At 60.6% G+C, this 23,097-nt stretch carries 21 protein-coding genes; 16 read left to right on the forward strand and 5 right to left on the reverse strand.

Translation table 11 applies throughout. The features are described 5' to 3' along the window. Positions 1 to 357: 357 nt before the first annotated feature. The 7 genes from GIV26_RS05850 (at position 358) to GIV26_RS05880 (ending at position 6,746) form a co-directional block, all read left to right on the forward strand. Positions 358 to 1,104, forward strand: coding sequence for a LytR/AlgR family response regulator transcription factor (locus GIV26_RS05850; RefSeq protein ID WP_034129045.1), 747 nt, complete (start codon positions 358 to 360; stop codon positions 1,102 to 1,104). A gap of 138 nt (positions 1,105 to 1,242) precedes the next feature. After that, positions 1,243 to 2,184 carry a hydroxymethylbilane synthase gene (gene hemC / locus GIV26_RS05855; protein WP_034129044.1) on the forward strand — a complete coding sequence of 314 codons (942 nt, stop codon included), beginning with the start codon at positions 1,243 to 1,245 and terminating at the stop codon, positions 2,182 to 2,184. Continuing rightward, the gene (locus tag GIV26_RS05860; protein ID WP_236279668.1) at positions 2,181 to 2,939 is read left to right on the forward strand and encodes a uroporphyrinogen-III synthase; all 759 of its coding nucleotides are present in this window, start codon (positions 2,181 to 2,183) and stop codon (positions 2,937 to 2,939) included. The genes hemC and GIV26_RS05860 overlap by 4 nt, the downstream gene beginning before the upstream one ends. A gap of 18 nt (positions 2,940 to 2,957) precedes the next feature. Next, positions 2,958 to 4,073, forward strand: coding sequence for a uroporphyrinogen-III C-methyltransferase (locus GIV26_RS05865; protein ID WP_236279669.1), 1,116 nt, complete (start codon positions 2,958 to 2,960; stop codon positions 4,071 to 4,073). A gap of 5 nt (positions 4,074 to 4,078) precedes the next feature. Next, a complete protein-coding gene (locus GIV26_RS05870; RefSeq protein WP_105228939.1) occupies positions 4,079 to 5,320 on the forward strand; it encodes a heme biosynthesis protein HemY in 1,242 nt (413 codons plus the stop codon). Between the two features lie 236 nt (positions 5,321 to 5,556). Next, positions 5,557 to 6,078 carry a disulfide bond formation protein B gene (locus tag GIV26_RS05875; protein WP_127880361.1) on the forward strand — a complete coding sequence of 174 codons (522 nt, stop codon included), beginning with the start codon at positions 5,557 to 5,559 and terminating at the stop codon, positions 6,076 to 6,078. Between the two features lie 209 nt (positions 6,079 to 6,287). Then, the gene (locus GIV26_RS05880) at positions 6,288 to 6,746 is read left to right on the forward strand and encodes an Rsd/AlgQ family anti-sigma factor (RefSeq protein WP_034129039.1); all 459 of its coding nucleotides are present in this window, start codon (positions 6,288 to 6,290) and stop codon (positions 6,744 to 6,746) included. A 53-nt stretch (positions 6,747 to 6,799) separates the two neighbouring features. Here GIV26_RS05880 and GIV26_RS05885 read toward each other — a convergent pair whose 3' ends face one another. Continuing rightward, a complete protein-coding gene (locus GIV26_RS05885; RefSeq protein WP_034129038.1) occupies positions 6,800 to 7,477 on the reverse strand; it encodes an FKBP-type peptidyl-prolyl cis-trans isomerase in 678 nt (225 codons plus the stop codon). A 192-nt stretch (positions 7,478 to 7,669) separates the two neighbouring features. On the opposite strand from GIV26_RS05885, the gene GIV26_RS05890 reads away from it, so the two are divergent. Continuing rightward, positions 7,670 to 8,584, forward strand: coding sequence for an AlgP family protein (locus GIV26_RS05890; protein WP_236279670.1), 915 nt, complete (start codon positions 7,670 to 7,672; stop codon positions 8,582 to 8,584). Here the strand turns inward: GIV26_RS05890 and GIV26_RS05895 are convergent. Then, complete coding sequence (locus GIV26_RS05895; protein ID WP_034129036.1) at positions 8,581 to 9,045, reverse strand: TIGR02444 family protein; 465 nt, start codon at positions 9,043 to 9,045, stop codon at positions 8,581 to 8,583. The genes GIV26_RS05890 and GIV26_RS05895 overlap by 4 nt on opposite strands. A gap of 50 nt (positions 9,046 to 9,095) precedes the next feature. Between GIV26_RS05895 and abc-f the strand changes: the two genes are divergently transcribed. The 5 genes from abc-f (at position 9,096) to GIV26_RS05920 (ending at position 14,929) form a co-directional block, all read left to right on the forward strand. Next, positions 9,096 to 11,006: a ribosomal protection-like ABC-F family protein gene (abc-f, locus tag GIV26_RS05900; protein ID WP_014720438.1), complete on the forward strand. Its 1,911-nt coding sequence runs from the start codon at positions 9,096 to 9,098 to the stop codon at positions 11,004 to 11,006. Then, the gene (locus tag GIV26_RS05905) at positions 11,006 to 11,572 is read left to right on the forward strand and encodes a mechanosensitive ion channel family protein (protein WP_034129034.1); all 567 of its coding nucleotides are present in this window, start codon (positions 11,006 to 11,008) and stop codon (positions 11,570 to 11,572) included. The genes abc-f and GIV26_RS05905 overlap by 1 nt, the downstream gene beginning before the upstream one ends. 169 nt (positions 11,573 to 11,741) lie before the next feature. Further along, on the forward strand, positions 11,742 to 12,374 hold the full coding sequence (locus GIV26_RS05910; RefSeq protein ID WP_005792425.1) for a LysE family transporter: 633 nt from the start codon (positions 11,742 to 11,744) through the stop codon (positions 12,372 to 12,374). 202 nt (positions 12,375 to 12,576) lie between these two features. Continuing rightward, the gene (locus GIV26_RS05915; protein ID WP_054896007.1) at positions 12,577 to 14,472 is read left to right on the forward strand and encodes an FTR1 family protein; all 1,896 of its coding nucleotides are present in this window, start codon (positions 12,577 to 12,579) and stop codon (positions 14,470 to 14,472) included. Between the two features lies 1 nt (position 14,473). After that, on the forward strand, positions 14,474 to 14,929 hold the full coding sequence (locus GIV26_RS05920; protein ID WP_034129032.1) for a YaiI/YqxD family protein: 456 nt from the start codon (positions 14,474 to 14,476) through the stop codon (positions 14,927 to 14,929). Positions 14,930 to 15,075: 146 nt separating this feature from the next. Here the strand turns inward: GIV26_RS05920 and elbB are convergent, their stop codons facing one another. After that, positions 15,076 to 15,741, reverse strand: coding sequence for an isoprenoid biosynthesis glyoxalase ElbB (gene elbB / locus GIV26_RS05925; protein ID WP_089041512.1), 666 nt, complete (start codon positions 15,739 to 15,741; stop codon positions 15,076 to 15,078). Positions 15,742 to 15,856: 115 nt separating this feature from the next. Here elbB and GIV26_RS05930 point away from each other — a divergent pair, with 115 nt between their 5' ends. Next, positions 15,857 to 17,092, forward strand: coding sequence for a sterol desaturase family protein (locus tag GIV26_RS05930; protein ID WP_127880366.1), 1,236 nt, complete (start codon positions 15,857 to 15,859; stop codon positions 17,090 to 17,092). Here the strand turns inward: GIV26_RS05930 and GIV26_RS05935 are convergent. Next, complete coding sequence (locus GIV26_RS05935) at positions 17,073 to 17,708, reverse strand: DedA family protein (RefSeq protein ID WP_034129029.1); 636 nt, start codon at positions 17,706 to 17,708, stop codon at positions 17,073 to 17,075. The genes GIV26_RS05930 and GIV26_RS05935 overlap by 20 nt on opposite strands. Before the next feature lie 208 nt (positions 17,709 to 17,916). On the opposite strand from GIV26_RS05935, the gene hemB reads away from it, so the two are divergent. Both hemB and ppk1 read left to right on the forward strand, forming a co-directional pair. Further along, a complete protein-coding gene (gene hemB, locus GIV26_RS05940) occupies positions 17,917 to 18,930 on the forward strand; it encodes a porphobilinogen synthase (RefSeq protein ID WP_057975313.1) in 1,014 nt (337 codons plus the stop codon). Positions 18,931 to 18,948: 18 nt separating this feature from the next. Then, positions 18,949 to 21,171, forward strand: coding sequence for a polyphosphate kinase 1 (gene ppk1 / locus GIV26_RS05945; protein WP_054896006.1), 2,223 nt, complete (start codon positions 18,949 to 18,951; stop codon positions 21,169 to 21,171). A 139-nt stretch (positions 21,172 to 21,310) separates the two neighbouring features. On the opposite strand, the gene ppx is transcribed toward ppk1, so the two are convergent. After that, complete coding sequence (gene ppx / locus GIV26_RS05950; protein ID WP_003195352.1) at positions 21,311 to 22,813, reverse strand: exopolyphosphatase; 1,503 nt, start codon at positions 22,811 to 22,813, stop codon at positions 21,311 to 21,313. Positions 22,814 to 23,097: the final 284 nt, after the last annotated feature.

Genomic DNA, 23,097 nt, shown 5'->3' on the forward strand with positions numbered 1-23,097 from the left:
GACGAGACTGGTGACAGGTACTTATTGAAACGATATTTGACGATTGAGCAATGTCGCCTCACTGAGCGTCTACAGTTGGACTGATAGTGTGTGAATGCACCAAAGTCGGGTGATGCGGTCATAACCAGACTATCCATTAAACAGGGGGGTATTCGGATTGTTTATCAGTGAACCCTACGACGATGCCCGAATGCAGCGGGTCTTGGGCGCTATTGAACAGGTCCGGGTAAATTTGGGTGCCATTCTCAGGGCACTTTTTGCCGCTCGCGCTAGTCTTAGCGTGGATCGCTGTGACGTCAGTCACCGCACCTGTCTACGCTATCCTTGTGCGAGACTCACGCAGGAATCCAGCGCAATATGAATGTCCTGATCGTTGATGACGAACCCCAAGCCCGCGAGCGACTGAGCCGTCTGGTCAGTGAACTCGAGGGTTATTCAGTCCTTGAACCGAGTGCCACCAGTGGCGAGGAGGCGTTGACGCTGATCGACAGCCACAAGCCCGATGTAGTGCTGCTCGATATCCGGATGCCGGGCTTTGATGGCCTGCAGGTCGCCGCCCGCTTGAGCGAACGCGAATCGCCGCCTGCCGTGGTGTTGTGTGCGGCGCAGGATGAGTTTTCTGCACAGGCGCTGGAAGACAGCGGTGTCAGTTTTCTCGTCAAGCCGGCCACTGCCGAAGCCTTGCTCAAAGCCTTGAAAAAAGCCGAGCGTCCCAGCCGCGCCCAACTGGCTGCCTTGACGCAACCGGCTGCGCAAAGTGGTAACGGGCCACGCAGCCATATCAGCGCGCGTACCCGCAAGGGCATCGAACTGATCCCACTCGGCCAGGTGGTCTACTTTATTGCCGATCACAAATACGTGACCTTGCGCCACGAGACCGGTGAAGTGTTGCTCGATGAGCCGCTCAAGGCGCTTGAAGACGAGTTTGGCGAGCGTTTCGTGCGCATTCATCGCAACGCGCTGGTCGCCCGTGAACGTATCGAGCGCCTGCAGCGCACGCCCCTGGGGCACTTTCAGTTATTCCTGAAGGGGCTCAATGGCGATGCGTTGATCGTCAGCCGACGCCATGTCGCTGGCGTGCGCAAAATGATGCAGCAGCTTTAGCCCAAGGGCTGCGGCGCGGTCTGCATTCCTTATCCCGGTGCGACGTGGCCAGGGAGGCCCCGCACTTGCTGATTCAAATCAAAGCGTATTTGCCTGAGCTGTTATTATCCGCCGTATCTATTCAGTACGGATTGATCCATGTCCTCTCGCGAAATCCGCATCGCCACCCGTAAAAGCGCCTTGGCCTTGTGGCAGGCCGAATACGTCAAAGCACGCCTTGAGCAGGCCCATCCCGGCCTCAAGGTCTCCCTGGTGCCCATGGTCAGTCGCGGCGATAAGCTGCTGGACTCGCCACTGTCCAAAATCGGCGGCAAGGGCCTGTTCGTCAAGGAATTGGAAACTGCGCTGCTGGACAACGAAGCCGACATCGCCGTGCATTCGATGAAAGACGTGCCCATGGACTTCCCTGAAGGCCTGGGCCTTTTTTGTATCTGCGAGCGCGAAGACCCGCGCGACGCCTTCGTTTCCAACACCTTCGCGTCCCTGGACGAACTGCCGCCGGGCAGTATCGTCGGCACCTCCAGCCTGCGTCGCCAGGCCCAGTTGCTGACGCGGCGTCCCGACCTGCAGATCCGCTTTTTGCGTGGTAACGTCAACACGCGCCTGGCCAAGCTGGACGCCGGGGAATACGACGCGATCATCCTCGCCGCTGCCGGCCTGATCCGCCTGGGCTTTGAAGACCGCATCACCTCGGCCATCAGCGTCGAAGACAGCCTGCCAGCTGGCGGGCAGGGTGCAGTCGGCATCGAATGTCGCACCGCCGACAGCGAAATTCACGCACTGCTCAAGCCTCTCGATCACGCGGACACCGAAGTGCGTGTTACCGCCGAGCGTGCCTTGAACAAACACCTCAACGGTGGCTGCCAAGTGCCCATCGCCTGCTATGCCGTACTCGAAGGTGAGAACCTGTGGCTGCGTGGCCTGGTCGGTGATCCGGACGGCGGTAACCTGCTGACCGCCGAGGTGCGTGGGCCGCAGCGTGATGCCACGGCACTGGGGATTCAGGTTGCCGAGGAACTGCTGGAAAAAGGCGCGGGTGCCATTTTGCAAAAAGTCTATGGCGAGGCCGGCCCGCAGTGACCAAATGGCGAGTGCTGCTGACGCGGCCTGCCGAGGAGTCGACGGCCGTGGCGGCGTTATTGGCCAAGAGCGGCATTCACAGCAACTGCCTGCCTTTGCTGGAGACCGAAGCCTTGCCGGTGACTGCTGAGCAACGCGCGGTATTCGGCGCGCTGCCGCGCTATTGCGCCGTCATCGTGGTGAGCAAGCCGGCTGCACGCCTGGCGTTGCAGCGGTTGGGGGACAGTGTGCCGCCAATGCCCTGGTTCAGTGTCGGCGCGGCGACGGCACAGATACTGGCCGATCATGGCCTCAAGGTTCACTATCCCGCCACTGGCGACGATAGCGAGGCCTTGCTTGAACTGCCCGCCTTGCGCGAGGCTATTGCTCTGCCGGGCGGTCGGGTGTTGATCCTGCGCGGCGAGGGCGGGCGTGAGTTGCTGGCAGAGCGTTTACGCGAGCAAGGTGCTAGTGTCGATTACCTGGAATTGTATCGGCGTTTTCTTCCGGTGTATGAAAAGGGCGCGTTGATGCAACGCATCCAGTTGGAACGCTTGAACGGCCTGGTGGTCAGCAGTGGGCAGGGTTTTTTACACCTGCACGCGTCAGCCGGCCACGATTGGCCAGAGGTGGCACAGCTGCCGTTGTTCGTGCCCAGCCCGCGTGTATATGAAATGGCGCGGGCGGCGGGTGCAGAAAAAGTTGTGGATTGTCGCGGCGCGAGTGCCGCGGCTTTGTTAGTGGCGTTAGGGAGCTATCCCGTTCCCACTCTCTGATACGCAAAGGACGGATACGTGAGCGAAACAGCCTTGCCTAAAGATGAAGCTCAGCCCGCGCTTGATGCGCCGGTCGAGACACCGGTCAGCGCGCCACGCCGTGGCAATGGCCTGGCCGTCGTCGCCTTGCTGTTGGGCGCTGCGGGCGTAGCCGCCGGCGGCTGGGGGATCTGGCAGGTCCGTGCCCTGCAAGCCAGCAGCCAGCACCAACTGGGCCAGGTGCAGACCCTGGATGACCAGTCCCAGAGCCTCAAGCAAGGCCAGCAACAGCTGACCGCCCGCCTGGCGCAGTTGCCGGGTGCGGATGAGCTGGAAGAGCGTCGCCGCCTGGTCACGCAGTTGCAGGGAGATCAGCAGCGCCTCAACCAGCGTCTGGAAACCGTGTTGGGTGCCAGCCGCAAGGACTGGCGCCTGGCCGAGGCCGAGCATCTGATCCGTCTGGCCAGCTTGCGTTTGTCCGCCTTGCAAGACATTAACAGCGCTCAGTCGCTGGTCCAGGGTGCCGACGAGATTCTTCGCGAACAGAGCGACCCAGGGGCTTTCGCTGCACGGGAGCAATTGGCCAAGAGCCTGGCCGCGCTGCGCAGCACCGAGCAACCGGACCGTACCGGCCTGTACCTGCAATTGGCTGCCTTGCGTGACCAGGTGGTGCAACTGGCGGCGATTGCCCCGGAGTATCAGCTCACGGAGCCTGCTTCCCAGGGGCGCCCCACCAGCGATACGCAGAACCAGTTGAGCCAGTGGTGGGAGCAGATCTCCCGTTATTTCCGCATTGACTTCAACCCGGATGACAACATCCGTCCCTTGCTGGCAGGCCAAGGCCTGAACCAAGTGCGCCTGGCCTTGAGCCTGGCACTGGAGCAAGCCCAATGGGCTGCGCTTAACGGCGAGGCGGCCGTCTACAGCCGCTCGTTGGGGGAAGCGCGCAGCGTGTTGCAGGACAACTTCAACCAGGACAACCCGCAGAGCAAGGCGATGCTGGCGCGCATTGCCGAGCTTGAGCCCAAGGCCGTGTCTGTGGTCACGCCTGACCTGGCCGCGAGCCTGGCCGCTGTGCAGGCGTACCTTGAGCGTCGTCATCTGTCGGCCGACGAAGCCAAGGCCGCGGCTGGCAAACCGGCGACCCAGGAGTAGAGCTGATGAAGCGTTTCTATGTGATCCTGGTGCTCGCAATTGCGCTCGCCCTGGCCCTGGGTGTAGGCATTTCGAAGCACACCGGCTACGTGTTGATTACCTATCCTCACCTGCTGCATTACGAATCAAGCCTGTGGGCGACATTGGTGGCGGTGTTTGCCATCGGCCTGGCGATTTATCTGGTCCGCGTGTTGTGGAGCCTGGTCACCACATCCGGTGGCGTGGTCAACCCCTGGTCACGGCGCAATCGCAGCCGCCGTGTTCAGATCGCTATCGAGCAAGGCCAGATGGACCTCGCCGAGGGACGTTGGGCCAGTGCGGAGCGCCACTTGCACCGCGCCGCCGAAGCAGAGCGTCAGCCGCTGCTGTATTACATCGGTGCCGCCCGTGCGGCTAATGAACAGGGCCGTTATGAGGAATCCGACGGCTTGCTGGAGCGCGCTCTGGAGCGCCAGCCCCAGGCCGAACTGGCCATTGCCTTGAGCCACGCGCAATTGCAGATGGATCGAGGTGATACGGAAGGCGCGCTGGTCACTCTTCAGGCGATGCATGAGCGTCACCCGCATAACGCGCAAGTGCTGCGACAACTGCAACGCCTGCATCAGCAGCGTGGCGATTGGTCGTCTGTGATTCGCCTGCTGCCTGAGCTGCGCAAGGACAAAGTCTTGCCCGCCAATGAGCTGGCCGAGCTGGAGCGTCGCGCCTGGGGCGAGAACCTGAGCCTGGCGGCCCAGCGTGAAGAGCAAGGCGAAGCAGGGTTGCAGTCCTTGGAACGCGCATGGGAGCAACTGACCGCTGCCCAGCGCCAACAGCCACAACTGGTGTTGGCGTATGCCGACCAACTGCGTCGATTGGGCGCGGATGCCAAGGCCGAAGAAGTGCTGCGTGGTGCTCTCAAGCGCGGTTATGACAGCCACTTGATCCGGTTGTACGGCCTGTTGCGCGGCAGTGATCCTGCGCGCCAATTGAAGTTTGCCGAAGGCTGGCTCAAGGACCACCCAGGCGATGCCAGCCTGTTGCTGACGCTGGGCCGTCTGTGCCTGCAAAACAGTCTGTGGGGCAAGGCGCGGGATTATCTGGAAAGCAGCCTGCAAGTGCAGCGCAATCCCGAAGCCTGCGCCGAATTGGCTCGCCTGCTGGCCCAATTGGGCGACACCGAGCGCAGCAACCAGCTGTTTCAGGAAGGCTTGGGATTGCTCGACAATCGCCTGCTGTCTTCGCCGCTGCCGGTGCCTGCGCGAGCTTGAAGTAGGAAAGGGTGAGTGGATTGGCTCGGACCGATCCGACACCCGCTCCTTCAACGCTTGAAAACACTCGGTTTAACTGGCCTTGTTACTAATTCCTACTTGTTGTAACTGAATTTCCTCGGGCCCGTGGCGGGATGTCCTTATGTTTTCGAGGAAATGTCTGCTCTAGGGCGTATTGAAAGGGGTCGGGCCTTTCCTCTACCGTAGCGACCTATCTCTTGCAGTGCGGATAAACAATGTCTTTGGCCCCTTTACGCTCTTTGTTTTTCCTGGCGTTCATGGCGGGTGCGCTGACGTTGGGCGCGTCTTTCTACCTTCAATACGGCGCGCTGCTACGACCTTGTTTTCTATGCCAGGTACAGCGCCTGTTCCTCGCGTCTTTTGCCTTGATCAACCTGATTGCCGCACTTCACAGACCTGGGCGTTCCGGCCATTGCCTCTACGGGCTGGCGAGCATGGCCTGTGCGTTGCTGGGCGCCATCACCGCAGGCAGGCAAGTGCTGTTGCAGAACAGGCCGGCAAGTCAGGCCGGGGATTGCTGGCCCAGCGTGCAGCACATGCTTGAAAACCTGTCTGTCTGGCAGGCAATGCGCTCGGTGTTCAATGGCACGGTCGATTGTGTCGAAATCAACTGGACGCTGTTTGACCTGAGCCTGCCTGAGTGGAGTCTGTTGTTCTTCGTGGCGATGCTGATCCTGGGGTTCATGCAGGTGTCACGGTTGTTGTTCGACAGGCATTTGCGCCTCGCAACGCCTTGAAAACAAGACTCAGGTTGTAGGAGCGGATTAAACACTTGTATGAACATTCTCTCCTGCGTACCTTGAAGCCATAGTCATGCGGGCATAATCTGGCCCGCACGCGTTATCCAAACCGCTTGTCAGACACGGCCTTGTCCGTCTGCTGCTTCATCCTTGAAGTGTTGCGCAGGTACAGAGCTGCGGCGCCCCAATAGGGAAGAGAGATCATCATGTTGGAAAGTTGTCAGAATGCTCAGGAACGCTGGGGTGGGGTGCATAAGCTGATCGATAGATGGCTGTTGGAGCGCCACGAACTGATTCAGGCCTATGACACTCTTGGTGCCCATCCCGATGCATTGGCTGAGAAGCAAAAGCCTCTGCAAGAATTCTGCGGGTCTTTGGTGGACTACGTGTCTGCGGGTCATTTTGAGGTTTATGAGCAGCTGACCGGCGAAGCGAAAGCCTTCAATGACAAGCGCGGATTGGAATTGGCCGAAACCCTTTACCCGCGCATTGATGTGATCACCGAGAAGCTGCTGGCCTTCAATGATCTGTGTGATGAAGGCAAGTGTGTTGCTGAAAAATTCAAGGAGCTCGGCGGTCTGCTCCATGAGCGTTTCGAGTTGGAAGATTGCCTGATCGAAGTGTTGCACACGGCCCACAAACAAAAGGCTGCTGTCCAGGCCTGACCCTTGGCGGCGAGATAAAAAACGGTGCGCATGTCGCACCGTTTTTTTATGGGTCAGTGGCGAGTGCCGAGCAGTTCGATCTCGAACACCAGCGGCGTATAGGGGGGGATCAACTCACCTGCGCCGTCTGCGCCATAGGCCTGGGCTGAAGGAATCACCAGACGCCATTTCGCACCCACCGGCATCTGTTGCAATGCACTGCTCCAACCGCTGATCACGCTGTTGAGGCGAAACCATTGCGGTTGCGTACTTTTGTCGAAGACAGTTCCGTCAGGCAGTCGGCCCACGTATTTAACCTGCACTTCATCGCTGGCCAACGGCTTGTTGCCAGTGCCCGCTACCAGCTCGGTGAGCAGGATCCCATCGGCCAACTGACGAACCCCGACGGTGGCTTTTTCCTTTGAGAGAAATTGCTGCTCGGCAGCGAGTGCTTTTTCGCTTTGAGGTCGTTGGGCGTCGGCGGCGTTCTGCGCTTCGTGCTGTGCGAGGATCTGTTCGATGCGCGCGTTATCCAGCGCCAGTGGTTTGCCCTGGTAGGCTTGCTTGAGTCCGTCGAGCAGAGCCTGTATCTGCAGGTCGGGGACTTCCTGGCGCAACCGTTCGCCAAGGCTTGCGCCCAGGCTATAGGCAAGATCGTGTGGGGTTGCGGCGGTGGTGTTTGAAGAGGGTTGCTCGCTTGCATCGGCCACGCAGATCGCCAAGCCGAACACTAGAAAAAGGTAACGCGACATGGGCATTCTCCCGGCGAAAGTGCGACGGATTATGCCAGTGCGGCTGCGTAAAAAGTGACGTGGTTTTCCGTTATATCGATAAGAATTTTCGCACGTTGCAACGCAACGCAAACGATACTGTCAACATGCCCTAGCGGCGGTAAGAGCAGAGGGCTAGTATGAGCCGCACCCACGTCAGCCAGGAGGTAAACCATGTCGGCCAAACAGAAGCCTGTAAATACCCCGTTGCACTTGCTCCAACAACTTTCGGGCAGCCTGCTCGAACATCTGGAAAGCGCGTGCTCCCAAGCCTTGGCTGATGCAGAAAAACTGCTCGCCAAACTGGAAAAACAACGCGGTAAAGCGCAAGAAAAACTGCACAAGTCCCGCACCAAACTGCAAGACGCCGCCACTGCCGGCAAGTCCAAGGCGCAAGCCAAAGCCAAAGGCGCGGTCAAAGAACTTGAAGAGCTGCTGGATGCTCTCAAGGATCGCCAAGCCGAAACCCGCAGCTACATTTCCCAACTCAAAAAAGACGCTCAAGAAAGCCTGAAATTGGCCCAAGGCGTTGGCCGTGTGAAGGAAGCCGTAGCTAAGGCACTGGGTGCTCGTACGCCTGCAAAAGTAGCCGCGAAGCCAGCCGCTAAAACTGCTGCCAAACCAGCCGCTAAGCCAGCTGCTAAAACTGCTGCTGCCAAACCAGCCGCCAAGCCAGCCGCTAAAACTGCTGCTGCCAAACCAGCCGCTAAGCCAGCTGCTAAAACTGCTGCTGCCAAACCAGCCGCTAAGCCAGCTGCTAAAACTGCTGCTGCCAAACCAGCCGCCAAGCCAGCCGCTAAAACTGCTGCTGCCAAACCAGCCGCCAAGCCAGCCGCTAAAACTGCTGCTGCCAAACCAGCCGCTAAAGCCGCTGCTGCCAAACCAGCCGCTAAGCCAACTGCTAAACCTGCTGCCGCCAAACCGGCCGCGAAGCCCGCTGCCAAGCCCGCTGCCAAGCCAGCGCCCGCAAAGCCAGCTACTCCAGCAGCACCCACTGCTACTCCGGCAGCAGCCACCGCTCCAACTGCATCGGCCAGCAGCACCCCTGCACCGGTAGCGCCAAGCACCACCCCAACCAGCGCTTCCTAAGTGTTGGTGGCCATGGCGCGCAATTGCAGCAGCGCGTCGTGGTCAAGGTTGGCGGCTTCGGTCGCCAGGCCTTCAAGCCATTCTTGCTGACCCGGCACCTCATTGATCGGCCACGCCTGCGCCAGCGCTTCCAAGCGCGCCAGCAGCGTTCTTTCGGCCTCCAGTTCCAGTGTCTTGACCTGCTCTCGTAGCAATGCCAATTGCGCATCCTGCTGGGCCAAGGCTCGCCATTGCCCGCGCATTTGTCGCAAGGGTTCGACAACCTGCACCCGCCACGGCTGGGCAATCTGCTGCAGTGCCTGAACGCGTTCGGGCTTATATGCCACACCTCGCCATTCCAGCCACGCACCACACAACAACAGGCACACGTCTGCCCCTTGCTCCTGCAAGCGCAGGCAAGCGGCCTCCACGCCCGGGCGGGCATAGGTCGAAAGGGCAAAGCTCCACAGGTCAGCGCACATATTCACACCCAAGCCAGCGGCCAACGAAGCTGGTAGACTCCGCCGCCATTATGATCCGACTTCAAAGCCTAACATTACAGCGTGGCCCGCAACGTCTTCTCGAAGACGCCGAGCTGACCCTGCACGCCGGTCACAAAGCCGGCCTGATCGGAGCCAATGGCGCCGGCAAATCCACGTTGTTCGCCTTGTTGCTGGGTGAGCTGACCCCGGATTCGGGGGACTGCCTGCTGCCGGCCGACTGGCGCATTGCCCATATGCGCCAGGAGATCGACACCCTGGACCGTATCGCCATCGACTACGTGCTCGATGGCGACCTGCGCCTGCGCCAGGTGCAGCACGACCTGGCTGAGGCCGAAAAAGCCCAGGACGGTGCCGCACAGGCGCGCCTGCACTCGGAGCTGGACAGCGCCGACGGCTATACCGCCGACGCCCGTGCTCGCAAGATGCTCGCTGGCCTTGGGTTTACCAACGAACAGATGGACCGTCCGGTCGCCGACTTCTCCGGTGGCTGGCGCATGCGCCTGAACCTGGCCCAAGCGCTGATGTGCCCCTCGGACCTGTTGCTGCTCGACGAGCCGACCAACCACTTGGACCTCGATGCGATCCTGTGGCTGGAAGACTTCCTCAAGAGTTACCAGGGCACCTTGCTGCTGATTTCCCACGACCGGGATTTCCTCGACGCCGTGGTCGATAACATCGCCCATGTCGAACAGAAGAAAATCACTCTGTACCGTGGCGGCTATACCGCGTTCGAACGCGCTCGCGCCGAACGCCTGGCCCAGCAGCAACAGGCCTTTGAAAAGCAACAGGCGCAACGTGCGCACATGGAAAGCTACATCGCAAGGTTCAAGGCCCAGGCTACCAAGGCCCGCCAGGCCCAGAGCCGGATCAAGGCCCTGGAACGCATGGAAGAGCTGTCGGCGGCCCACGTCGATTCGCCGTTCGACTTTGTCTTCCGTGAGTCGGTGAAGATCTCCAGCCCGCTGTTGGACCTCTCGGATGCTCGCCTGGGCTATGGCGACAAAACCATCCTTGAGAAGGTCAAGCTGCAGCTCACGCCGGGCGCACGCATCGGTTTGCTCGGCCCGAACGGTGCAGGCAAGTCGACACTGATCAAGAACCTTTCGGGTGAGCTTGAGCCGCTGGCCGGCCGCCTGACCCGTGGCGAGAACACGGTGGTGGGTTACTTCGCCCAGCACCAACTGGACTCCCTGGATGCCAAGGCCAGCCCGCTGTTGCACCTGCAACGCCTGGCGCCGACCGAGCGCGAGCAGACCCTGCGCGACTTCCTTGGCGGTTTCGACTTCCGTGGCGCGCGCATTGACGAACCTGTGCTGAATTTCTCCGGTGGCGAAAAAGCCCGACTGGCCCTGGCCCTGATCGCGTGGGATCGCCCGAACCTGTTGCTGCTCGACGAACCGACCAACCACCTGGACCTGGAAATGCGCCTGGCGCTGACCATGGCCCTGCAGGAGTTCAGCGGTGCGGTATTGGTGGTGTCTCACGACCGTCACCTGCTCAAGAGCACTACCGACAATTTCCTGCTGGTCGCCGACGGCAAGGTCGAAGAGTTCGACGGCGACCTGGACGACTACGCGCGCTGGCTGACGGAATACCGCCTGCGCAATGCGCCGGCCAGCAACACGCCGGTCAACCCGGACAAGACTGACAAGAAAGCCCAGCGCCAGGCCGCCGCCGCGCTGCGCCAGCAGTTGGCGCCGCACAAGCGTGAGGCCGACAAGCTGGAAGCCGAACTGGGCAAGGTGCATGAGCGCCTGGCCAAGATCGAAGCCAGCCTGGGCGACAGCGCCGTGTATGAGGCGGCGCGCAAGGACGAGCTGCGTGACCTGCTGGCCGAACAGGCCAAGCTCAAGGTGCGCGAGGGGCAACTGGAGGAAACCTGGATGGAGGCCCTCGAATTGCTCGAAACCCTGCAAGCGGAGCTGGAGGCGCTGTCCTGATGGAAGCGTTGCAATTGCCAGTCCCGGTGCAATGGATCGAGCCCATCTGGATTGGCGTGCAAATCCTGCTGATCCTGCTGGCCGGCTACCTGGCCCAGCGCTTTGTCGCCAAAGGCCTGACACGCCTGGGTGAGCGCTACCCGCTTCCGCCGCAATTGCTGATGCCCCTGCGCGGCGGCTTGCGCTGGCTGATCATGGGCAGTGCACTGATCTTTGTATTGGGCCGCCTGGGTGTGTCGGCCACGGTGTTGTGGACGGCCCTGTCCGGCTTTGTCGCGGTGGCGGCCGTGGCGTTCTTCGCCATGTGGTCGGTGCTGTCCAACTTGCTGTGCGCGATCCTGATCTTTACCGTCGGGCCGTTTCGCCTGGGTGATATCGTCGAGCTGGTGGACACCGTCGACAAGCCGGGCGTGAAGGGCCGGGTCGTGGCGATCAACTTGCTCTACACCACGCTGATCGAAGTCGAGGAAGCCGGGACCAACAGCGCGATGGTGCAGGTGCCCAATAGTCTGTTCTTCCAGCGCTCGGTACGCCGTTGGCCCGGCTCTGGCACCAACATCCTGTAGGAGCAAGCTTGCTCGCGAAGACCGTCAACGATAACGCAGCGCTTGCAGTCAGCCCGCATCGCCTGTGCATTTTTCGCGAGCAAGCTCTCTCCTGCAGAAATCTGTAGCCAGCCTTTGGTCGCTGGAGTTAGCTTAAGGCACAACCGCTAACTCCCTTGCGAGGTGTGCAATGGCTCTCGATACATGGCTGGCCTTTTTCCTGGCCAGTTGGATCATCTCCCTTTCTCCTGGCGCCGGTGCCATCGCCTCGATGTCCAGCGGCCTACAGTACGGTTTTGTGCGTGGCTACTGGAACGCCATCGGCCTGCAACTTGGCCTGGCGATGCAGATTGCTGTGGTCGCCGGTGGTTTGGGGGCCATTCTGGCGGCCTCGTCTACTGCGTTCTATGCGATCAAATGGTTCGGCGTGGCCTACCTCGTGTACCTTGCCATCAAGCAATGGCGCGCTTTGCCCATGGACATGACCGATGACGCCGCCGTACGCCCGATCGGCAAACCGATGGCGATGATGTTCCGCGGCTTTCTGGTCAACGCCAGCAACCCCAAGGCGTTGGTGTTCATGCTGGCGGTGCTGCCGCAGTTCGTGAACCCGCAGGCGCCGTTGTTGATCCAGTACCTGATCCTTGGTGCGACCATGATCAGCGTCGATATGATCGTGATGGCGGGCTACACAGGTTTGGCCTCGAAAGTCTTGCGCCTGTTGCGTACGCCTAAACAACAGAAACGTGTGAACCGCACCTTTGCTGGCTTGTTTGTCGGCGCTGCCGGTTTCCTTGCCAGCCTGCATCGCGCCACGGCCTGACCAAGCGACTGGCTCAAAAATGTGGGAGCGGGCTTGCTCGCGAATGCGGTGCTTCAGTCACTATTTTCTTTGACTGATATACCGTATTCGCGAGCAAGCCCGCTCCCACATTGGTTTTAGGGTGATATGAAATAACACCTTGAGTCGAATCCATTAAAGCTCAACAATAGTGTTACTTCGTATTTCCACTTGAGATTCATTCATGACCGCCCCTTTCCGCTTTCTCGCCTGGCTGCTGTTGCCGGCATTGCTGTCGTGCAGCCTCAATCTGTCGGCCGCGACCGCCGAGGGCGCGCCGCAAGCCCTGCATTTGCTTGACTACATTGGCGCCGACTACCCACCGACGGTAGAGGCGGGCAAGGTGGTGGATGACTCTGAATACCGCGAACAAGTCGAGTTTCTCGGGGTATTGCAGGGGCTGGTGGCGGAGTTGCCAGACAAGCCTGAGCGCGCCGAGTTGGTAAAGGGCGTTGATGAGCTGCTGGCCGCGGTCACTGCCCACCAGGACGGCGCGAGCGTCGCCCGCCAGGCTCGTCAATTGGGCGCCAAGCTGGCCGTGGCGTATGAAGTAAGCCAGGCCCCGGCCATCACGCCGGACCCGACGCGCGGCGCGCCGCTCTACGCCCAGCATTGTTCGGTGTGCCACGGCACAACGGGCGCCGGCGATGGCCCGGCAGGCGTGGGCATGACCCCACCGCCGGCTAACCTGCGCGATGCAACGCGCCTGGACCGCCTGAGCCTCTACGCGATCTACAACACTCTCGGCCTGGGCGTCGAAGGCACCGACATGCCGTCGTTCGCTGACCAACTGGACGACCGCCAGCGTTGGGACCTGGCAACCTATATCGCCGGCTTCACGGCCGACCCGGCCGCTGCCAAAGGCGAGCAGACATTCAACCTCGCCGACCTGGCCCGCCAGACCCCCACTGAAGTGCTCGCCGCTGACGGTCCTGACGCTGCCACGACATTCCGCGCCCAGCGTGCGCAGCCGCCGCAGGTTCAGCGTGGCCCCGCGCAGTTGCTCGACTACACTGCCGCCACCCTGGACAAGAGCCTCGCGGCTTTCCGCAACGGCGACCATGAGCAGGCTTACGATCTATCCGTCGCAGCCTACCTGGAAGGCTTCGAGCTGGTGGAAAGCTCCCTGGATAACGTCGATGCCAATGTGCGCAAAGACACCGAGAAGGCCCTGATGGCCTATCGGCAATCGTTGCAGGACGGCTTGCCTATCGAGCAGGTGCAGCAGCGCTTGGATGCAGCCAAAGGCAAACTCACTGAATCGGCTGGTTTGCTGGGCGGCGATGGCCTGAGCTGGTCGTTGAGCTATATCTCCGGCTTGCTGATCCTGCTGCGTGAAGGCCTGGAAGCGATTCTGGTGCTGGCCGCGATCCTCGCCTTCCTGCGTAACACCGGCCAGCAATCGGCGGTGCGCAGCGTCAACGTCGGCTGGGGCCTGGCGCTGTTGGCAGGTTTGGGTACCTGGGCCTTGGCGGCCTATGTCATTGACGTCAGCGGTGCCCAGCGTGAATTGCTTGAAGGCTGCACGGCGTTGTTTGCCAGTGTGATGGTGCTATGGCTCGGCGTGTGGATGCACGACCGGCGTCACGCGGCGGCCTGGCAGGACTACATCAAGAGCAGCCTGGTGGGCGGCGGTGGGCGTTTCGGGTTTGCCGTGCTGGCGTTCTTCTCGGTATATCGCGAACTGTTCGAAGTGATCCTGTTCTACGAAACCCTGTGGCTGCAGGCCGGCCCTGCCGGGCACAACGCGGTGCTGGCCGGTGGTGCCACGGCGCTGGTGCTGCTGGTGGGCCTGGCCTGGGTGATCCTGCGCGGTTCGGCGAAGTTGCCCCTGGCGCTGTTCTTTGGCATCAACGCCGCATTGCTGTGTGCGCTGTCGGTGGTGTTCGCCGGGCACGGTGTGAAAGCCTTGCAGGAAGCGGGCATTTTCGGCACGCGGCCAGTGGCGTTCTTTGACTTCGACTGGCTGGGCATCCACGCCGATGCGTACTCGCTGGGGGCACAGGCCGTGGCGATCCTGGCGATTGTGGTGTTGTATGGCCGTAGCCGCCTGACCGAAAAGCACCGGGCGGCGGCGTAGCATGCGCGTGTGGATCGACGCCGACGCCTGCCCTCGGGCGGCCAAGGACCAAGTGGTGAAGTTTGCCCTCAAGCGCCAGTTTGAGGTGGTGCTGGTCGCAGGGCAAAGCCAGATCAAGCCTAGCTTTGCCTGTGTGAAGCTGATCGTGGTGCCCAGCGGGCCGGATGCCGCCGATGATTACCTGGTGGAGCACGCCGTGCCCGGCGAACTGGTGATTTGCAGCGACGTGCCCTTGGCCGATCGACTGGTGAAGAAGGGCATCACGGCCCTCGACCCGCGTGGCAAGGAGTTCAGCCCTGCGAACATGAGCGAGCGGTTGGCGGTGCGCAACCTGTTTACCGACCTGCGCGAGCAAGGCCAGATGGGCGGCGGCCCGCCGCCCCACAGCGAAAAGGACAAGCAGGCGTTTGCCAATGCGCTGGACCGAATTCTTACCCGCTTGATGAAACCAGCCTGATCTGTGGCGAGGGAGCTTGCTCCCGCTGGGCTGTGCAGCAGCCCCAAAGCCGTCGTCAGTGTTTTATCTGAATCACCGCGTCAGCTTAGATGGGGCGGCTTCGCCACCCAGCGGGAGCAAGCTCCCTCGCCACAGGTGCATCCCCATCAGTCGTTTTCGTGGGTTAATTCCAATACCCGATCCACCAGCTTGTTGATGCCGGACGCCACCTCGCTGATGTTCTTGCCCAGCATATAGGCCGGTGTACTCACCAGCTTGCGCGCCTGGTCCTCGACGATATCCTCCACAGTGCATTCGACGTGGGTGGCGCCCATCTTGTCCAGGGCTGCGGCGGTGCTGGCATCGTTGCCGATGGTGCAGGTCACGCCAGGGCCGTAGATCTTGGCGGCCAGGGCCGGCGAAATGCAGATCAAACCCACCGGCTTGCCCGCTTCGGCAAAGGCTTCAGCCAGTGCCAGCACCTGGGGGTTGATGCTGCAGCCGGCGCCTTCCACGGCAAAGTTCGACAGGTTCTTGGCCGCGCCAAAACCGCCCGGCACGATCAGCGCGTCAAAGTCTGCGGCGTTGGCTTGGCCAATATCCTTCACGGTGCCTCGAGCGATGCGCGCGGATTCCACCAGCACATTGCGAGACTCGGGCATTTCTTCGCCCGTGAGGTGGTTGATCACGTGCAACTGCGCAACGTCGGGTGCAAAGCATTCCACTTGAGCGCCGCGCTGGTCCAGGCGCAGCAGGGTGATCACGCTTTCATGGATCTCTGCGCCGTCGTACACGCCACAGCCGGAAAGGATCACTGCAATCTTTTTGCTCATGGGCATTTCTCCTGATTCATGGCGTTAAATGTCTACTAATTTGTAACCTCTTGCCAATGGGAACTCACGTCGCTGCACCTAATCTTGATGTAACAAAAATAGACCGGACTAGCCCATGGACTTTGTGCCTTACGCAGTACCGTTTTTTATTGCCCTGATCGTGGTCGAGTTGCTGGCCGACCGTTGGCGTGGCGTGCGCAACTACCGAGTGGCGGATGCCATCAACAGCCTCAGCACCGGAGTGCTGTCCACCACCACAGGCTTGCTCACCAAGGGCGTGGGCCTGCTGACCTACGCGTTCGCCATCGAGCACCTGGCGCTGTTCGAATTGCCTGGCCAGAGTGCCTGGACCTGGGTGTTTGCCTTTGTGTTCTATGACTTCTGCTACTACTGGCTGCACCGCATGGGTCATGAGCGCAACATACTGTGGGCCGCGCATTCGGTGCATCACCAGAGCGAGGACTACAACCTCAGCACCGCTTTGCGCCAGACCAGCACCGGTTTCCTGCTGAGCTGGATCTTCTACTTGCCCCTGGCGGTGGTTGGTGTGCCACTGGTGGTGTTTATCAGCGTGGCGTCGCTCAACCTGCTGTATCAATTCTGGGTCCATACACGCCATGTTCCCAAGCTTGGCTGGTTCGAATGGTTTTTCGTCACACCGTCCAATCATCGGGCCCACCATGCGCAGAACGCTCTCTACATGGATCGCAACTACGGCGGGGTGTTCATTATTTGGGACCGACTGTTCGGTACCTTCCAGGAGGAAGACGATAACGAACCGGTGATTTTCGGTGTGACCACACCCTTGGCCAGCTGGAACCCGCTGTGGGCCAACCTGCAGTTTTATGCGCAACTCTGGAGTGACGCCCGGCGTACTGAGCGTTGGTGGGACAAGCTGCGTATCTGGTTCATGCGCACCGGCTGGCGCCCGGCGGACGTCAAGGCCAAGTACCCGATGGCCAAGCCGGACCTGAGTCAGTTCCGCAAATTCGAGGTGCCGCTGGATGTGCGCCAACAGGTCTACATCGCCTTGCAGTTTGCGGCCTATGTAGGGTTTGGCAGTTATCTGATGAATTTCGGTGAGGGCTTGCCCTCCACGGCGCTGGTCCTTGGCTGGGGCACGATGGCGCTGGGGTTGTTTACCCTGGGCGTGGCGCTGGAGAATCGCCCATGGGCGCTGAAGGCCGAGCTGGCGCGCCTGGCGCTGAATGTTCCCTTGGTATGGCTGGCGCCGCTGGTGGGGTTGTGGCCCGCCAGCAACCTGGGCTGGCTGGGCCTGGCGAGCTACAGCCTGCTCAGCATCATCGGCCTCTACTGTTGCAGAAGCCGGCTTACTCGGTTGGTGTCTTAGGCGTTTCGACCGAGGCTGGCTCGTTAGCCAGCCGAGCCTTGGCCTCGGCACAGGCTTGGCGGGCGATGCGGGCATTCTTGAAGCGACGGCGCAGCCACAGGCCAAAGCCCAGCACCAGCAAGGCGGCCAATACCCACAACTCGTATTTCTTGACGCTGCCGAGCATTCCTTCCAGCACTGCGCCGAAGTGATAGGCTGCCGCCCCCAGTGCCGCGGCCCAGATCGCCGCGCCAATACCGTTCAGAACCAGGTAGCGCAACGGTGGGTAGCCGGACAGGCCAATCGCCACGGGCATCACCGTGCGCAACCCGTATACGAAGCGGAAACTCAATACCCAGATATCCGGATGCTTGCGGATATGTTCCAGTGCCTTGTCGCCCATCAGTTGCCAGCGCGGCTTGCGCGCCAGCAACTTGCGGCCGTGCTTGCGCCCCATGTAGTACCAGAGCTGGTCGCCGGCGTAGCTGCCAAAAAAGGCAACGACCACCACCAGGTTGATATCCATGTAGCCACGGAACGCCAGGAAGCCTGCGAGTACAAGGATGGTCTCGCCTTCGAAGAACGTGCCGAGAAAGAGGGCAAAGTAGCCGAAGTCATGCAGAAATTGTTGAAGCATGGTCTAGGGTGCTGGCGAAATGAACGCGCAGCCTACGCCTTCACGAAGATTCATGAAAGTATCGAGATGTGTCACGAAGTGAACAATTCCTACGCAAATGACGAATGGGACTACAGGTCGTGTCGATAAGCACAACTGTCATTCATTCGTCATAATGGCCGCTTATAACTGCAACGCTCGCCCGTAAACACGGGCTCAGGAGTCTGTCGTGAGCTTTACCCCTGCCAATCGCCTGTTCCCCGCCACCCGTCTGCGTCGCAATCGTCGTGATGATTTTTCTCGTCGCCTGGTACGTGAAAATGTACTGACCACGAATGATCTGATCCTGCCGGTTTTCGTGCTCGACGGTGAAAATCGCCGGGAAGCGGTGGCGTCGATGCCGGGTGTGGAGCGTCTGACCATTGACCTGTTGCTTGAAGAGGCGGCGAAGTGGGTCGAATTGGGCATCCCGGCGCTGGCGCTGTTCCCGGTGACCCCGGCCGAACTCAAGACCCTGGACGCCGCCGAAGCCTGGAACCCCCAGGGGATTGCCCAGCGTGCCACCCGTGCCCTGCGCGAGCGTTTCCCGGAGCTGGGCGTGATCACCGACGTGGCCCTGGACCCTTTCACCACCCACGGCCAGGATGGCATTCTTGACGAAGACGGTTATGTTCAGAACGACATCACCGTCGATGCACTGGTCAAGCAGGCGTTGTCCCACGCGGCTGCGGGCGCCCAGGTGGTTGCACCGTCGGACATGATGGACGGACGCATCCAGGCGATTCGCGAAGCCCTTGAGCTGGCCGGTCACGTCAATGTGCGGATCATGGCCTACTCGGCCAAATACGCCAGCGCCTACTACGGCCCATTCCGCGATGCGGTAGGCTCGGCGCTGAACCTGGGCAAGGCCAACAAGGCCTCGTACCAGATGGACCCAGCCAATAGCCAGGAAGCCCTGCACGAAGTGGCCGCCGACCTGGCCGAAGGCGCCGATATGGTGATGGTCAAGCCGGGGATGCCTTACCTGGACATTCTTTACCGGGTCAAAGAGGAATTCAAAGTGCCGACCTTTGTCTATCAGGTCAGCGGTGAATACGCCATGCACATGGCGGCGATCCAGAATGGTTGGTTGAGTGAAGGGGTGATCCTCGAATCCCTGACTGCCTTTAAACGTGCCGGCGCTGATGGCATTCTGACCTACTTCGCCGCCCGCGCCGCCCAATTGCTTAGAGAGCAACAATAGCCCTCACAGGAACACTCGATGAATACCGAAGGACTCTCAGAAGTTGCCGTAAAAGACGCTCACCCGGTGGTTGAACAAGTCGCCCAGACCCCGCCGGAGCTGGAGCCTGCACCGCCTGCGGTGGTGGCCGAAGCACCTGCGCCGGCGCCAGTGCCAGTGGTCACCAACCTGGATGACAGCAGCCTGTACATCCACCGCGAGTTGTCACAACTGCAATTCAACATCCGCGTGCTCGAGCAGGCGCTGGATGAGTCCTACCCCTTGCTGGAACGGCTGAAATTCCTGCTGATTTTCTCCAGCAACCTGGACGAGTTCTTCGAGATCCGTGTTGCTGGCCTCAAGAAGCAGATCACCTTCGCCCGTGAGCAAGCCGGTGCCGACGGCCTGCAACCGCACCAGGCCCTGGCGCGTATCAGTGAGCTGGTGCACGGCCATGTGGACCGCCAGTACGCGATCCTCAACGACATCCTGCTGCCGGAGCTGGAAAAGCATCAGGTCCGCTTCATTCGTCGTCGTCACTGGACCGCCAAGATCAAGACCTGGGTGCGCCGTTACTTCCGGGACGAAATTTCGCCGATCATCACGCCTATCGGCCTCGACCCGACGCACCCGTTCCCCTTGCTGGTGAACAAGAGCCTCAACTTCATCGTCGAACTCGAAGGTATCGACGCTTTCGGCCGCGATTCGGGCCTGGCGATCATTCCAGCGCCGCGTCTGTTGCCTCGGATCATCAAGGTACCGGAAGAGGTAGGGGGCGCTGGCGACAACTATGTATTCCTGTCGTCGATGATCCACGCGCACGCCGATGACCTGTTCCAGGGCATGAAGGTCAAGGGCTGCTACCAGTTCCGCCTGACTCGTAACGCCGACCTGGCGTTGGACTCCGAAGACGTTGAAGACTTGGCCCGTGCCCTGCGCGGCGAACTGTTCTCGCGGCGCTATGGCGATGCGGTGCGCCTGGAAGTGGCGGATACCTGCCCGAAACATTTGTCGGACTATCTGCTCAAGCAGTTCAACCTGGCCGAGTCGGAGCTGTACCAGGTCAACGGCCCTGTAAACCTGACGCGCCTGTTCAGCATCACCGGCTTGGACAGTCACCCGGAGCTGCAATACAAGCCGTTCACTCCGCAGATCCCGAAACTTTTGCAAAACAGCGAGAACATCTTCAGCGTGGTGAGCAAGCAGGACATCCTGCTGCTGCACCCCTTCGAGTCGTTCACCCCGGTGGTCGACCTGCTGCGCCAGGCTGCCAAGGACCCGCACGTCCTGGCCGTGCGCCAGACCCTGTACCGCAGCGGTGCCAACTCGGAAATCGTCGATGCGTTGGTGGATGCTGCGCGTAACGGCAAGGAAGTCACTGCGGTGATCGAGTTGCGGGCGCGCTTTGACGAGGAGTCCAACCTGCAACTGGCCAGCCGCCTGCAAGCGGCCGGTGCGGTGGTGATCTACGGCGTGGTCGGCTTCAAGACCCACGCCAAGATGATGTTGATTCTGCGCCGTGAGGCCGGTGAAATTGTGCGTTACGCCCACTTGGGTACCGGCAACTACCACGCCGGCAACGCCAAGCTCTACACCGACTACAGCCTGCTGACATCCGATGACGCGCTGTGTGAAGACGTCGGCAAGTTGTTCAGCCAGTTGATCGGCATGGGCAAGACCTTGCGCATGAAGAAGCTGCTGCACGCGCCGTTCACCCTCAAGAAGGGCATGCTCGACATGATTGCCCGCGAGACCCAGTTCGCTCTCGACGGTAAACCGGCGCACATCATCGCCAAGTTCAACTCGCTGACCGATCCTAAGATCATCCGCGCGCTGTACAAGGCCAGCCAGTCCGGTGTGCGCATCGATCTGGTGGTGCGTGGCATGTGCTGCCTGCGCCCCGGCATTGTGGGCGTGTCGCATAACATCCACGTGCGCTCGATCATCGGCCGCTTCCTGGAGCACACACGCGTGTTCTACTTCCTCAACGGCGGCGAAGAGCAGATGTTCCTCTCCAGCGCCGACTGGATGGAACGCAACCTCGACAAGCGTGTGGAGACCTGCTTCCCGGTAGAAGGCAAGAAGCTGATCATGCGGGTCAAGAAGGAGCTGGAAAGCTACCTGACCGACAACACCCATAGCTGGAGCCTGCAGTCGGATGGGCGCTACGTGCGTAACACGCCGACCGGCAACCAGAACCCGCGCAGCGCGCAGGCGACGTTGCTGGAGAAGTTGGGTAGCCCGATTCTGACGGTGAACTAGCCCAGGCATACGCAATTCCATGTGGGAGCGGGCTTGCTCGCGAATGCGGTGTGTCAGTCAATGCATCTGGTGACTGATCCACTGCATTCGCGAGCAAGCCCGCTCCCACATTTGTTCTGCAGAATGCTTTTAGATTTGCTTAGCGCAGGTTCAGGCTGAACCCTACCCGCGTCAGCCATTCCGCTTCCTGGGCGAAGTCCGCCTGGGTCAGCTGGTTTTCATCCAGCCAGCCTTTGGGGAACATCACTTCCAGGCTATCGCCATCGGCGTGCAGTTTGACCTGGGGCATTTCCTGGGTGCCGCGGATGTGGTGGAACAGGATTGCAAAGCGCAGCAGCGCACACAGGCGGATCAGCTTGATGCCGTCTTTACCGAACTCGGCAAACTTGTCCTTGGGAATATTGCGACGATGGCCGCGTACCAGCAGGGCGAGCATCTGTTGGTCTTCCCGCGAGAAACCGGCCAGGTCCGAGTGTTCGATCAGGTACGCGCCGTGCTTGTGATAATGGTAGTGGGCGATGTCCAGGCCGACCTCATGCACCTTGGCTGCCCAGCCGAGTAACTCGCGCCAGACGCCGTCTTCCAGGTCCCAGTCCTCGGCCACCTGGTCGAAGGCGTGCAAGGCTTTGCGCTCGACGCGGGCGGCTTGCTCCAGGTCGACGTGGTAACGCTCCATCAGCGAGCTGAGGGTGCGCTCTCGCACGTCTTCATGATGGTGCCGGCCCAGCAGGTCGTAGAGCACACCTTCGCGCAGGGCGCCGTCACAGTGGTCCATGCGTTGCAGTTCGAGGGCGTCAAAGATGGCTTCGAGAATCGCCAGGCCCGCAGGGAAAATGGCGCGACGGTCGGGCTTGATGCCGTCGAAGTCGATTTTCTCTGCATCCCCCAGCTTGAACAGCTTGCGCTTGAGCCACGCCAGGCCTTCGGCGTTCACCTCACCGGTGCCATGGCCACCGGCCTTCAAGGCCAGGCCAATGGCACGGATGGTGCCGGACGAGCCGATGGCTTCATCCCAGGTCAGGCGGTGCAAGGCATGTTCGATGCTCATGATTTCCAGGCGCGCTGCGGTGTAGGCCTGGGCATAACGCGCCGGGGTGATCTTGCCATCCTTGAAATAACGCTGGGTGAAACTCACACACCCCATCTGCAGGCTTTCACGCAGTAGGGGTTCGAAACGCTGGCCGATAATGAACTCGGTGCTGCCACCGCCAATGTCTGCCACCAGGCGTTTGCCGGGCGTGTCGGCCAGGGTGTGGGACACGCCGAGGTAGATCAGGCGTGCCTCTTCACGGCCCGAGATGACTTCCACCGGATGCCCGAGGATTTCCTCGGCGCGATGGATGAATTCGTTGCGGTTGCGCGCTTCGCGCAAGGCGTTGGTGCCAACGATACGCACCGCGCCAGGGGGCATGCCGTTGATCAGTTGTGCGAAACGCTTGAGGCAATCGAGTCCGCGCTGCATGGATTCTTCATTGAGCTTGCGCTCGTCGTCGATCCCGGCGGCCAGTTGCACCTTCTCGCCGAGCCGCTCAAGGATGCGGATCTCGCCGTTCTGGGCCTTGGCCACGACCATATGAAAGCTGTTGGAGCCCAGGTCGATGGCGGCGATCAAGGACAGATTCTTGGCTTGGGATTGCGGCATGGTTTGGGGGTCTCGGTCGATAACCTTGCCATCGTGCCACGATCGACGGCTGGCGCCAACGCGTAGTGCCAGAGGAATTTTCCCCAATCACTCATCAGAAATTGTGAATGCCGCTTGTAGGAGGTGGTTGCGATAGCTGTGTTATTGGGTCAGGAGTCGCTGTAGTTAATAACTTGCAGTGTGCGTAATTTCTGGATGGTCAACTTAGTCCTACATGCGTATGCATATTTGTCTTGGTTTTTTGTGTTTGCTCCTACAGTAAACAATCTAAATGTGAGCCGTTT

Source organism: Pseudomonas sp. PA-1-3F (assembly GCF_021609665.1).
GTDB lineage: Bacteria > Pseudomonadota > Gammaproteobacteria > Pseudomonadales > Pseudomonadaceae > Aquipseudomonas > Aquipseudomonas paracarnis.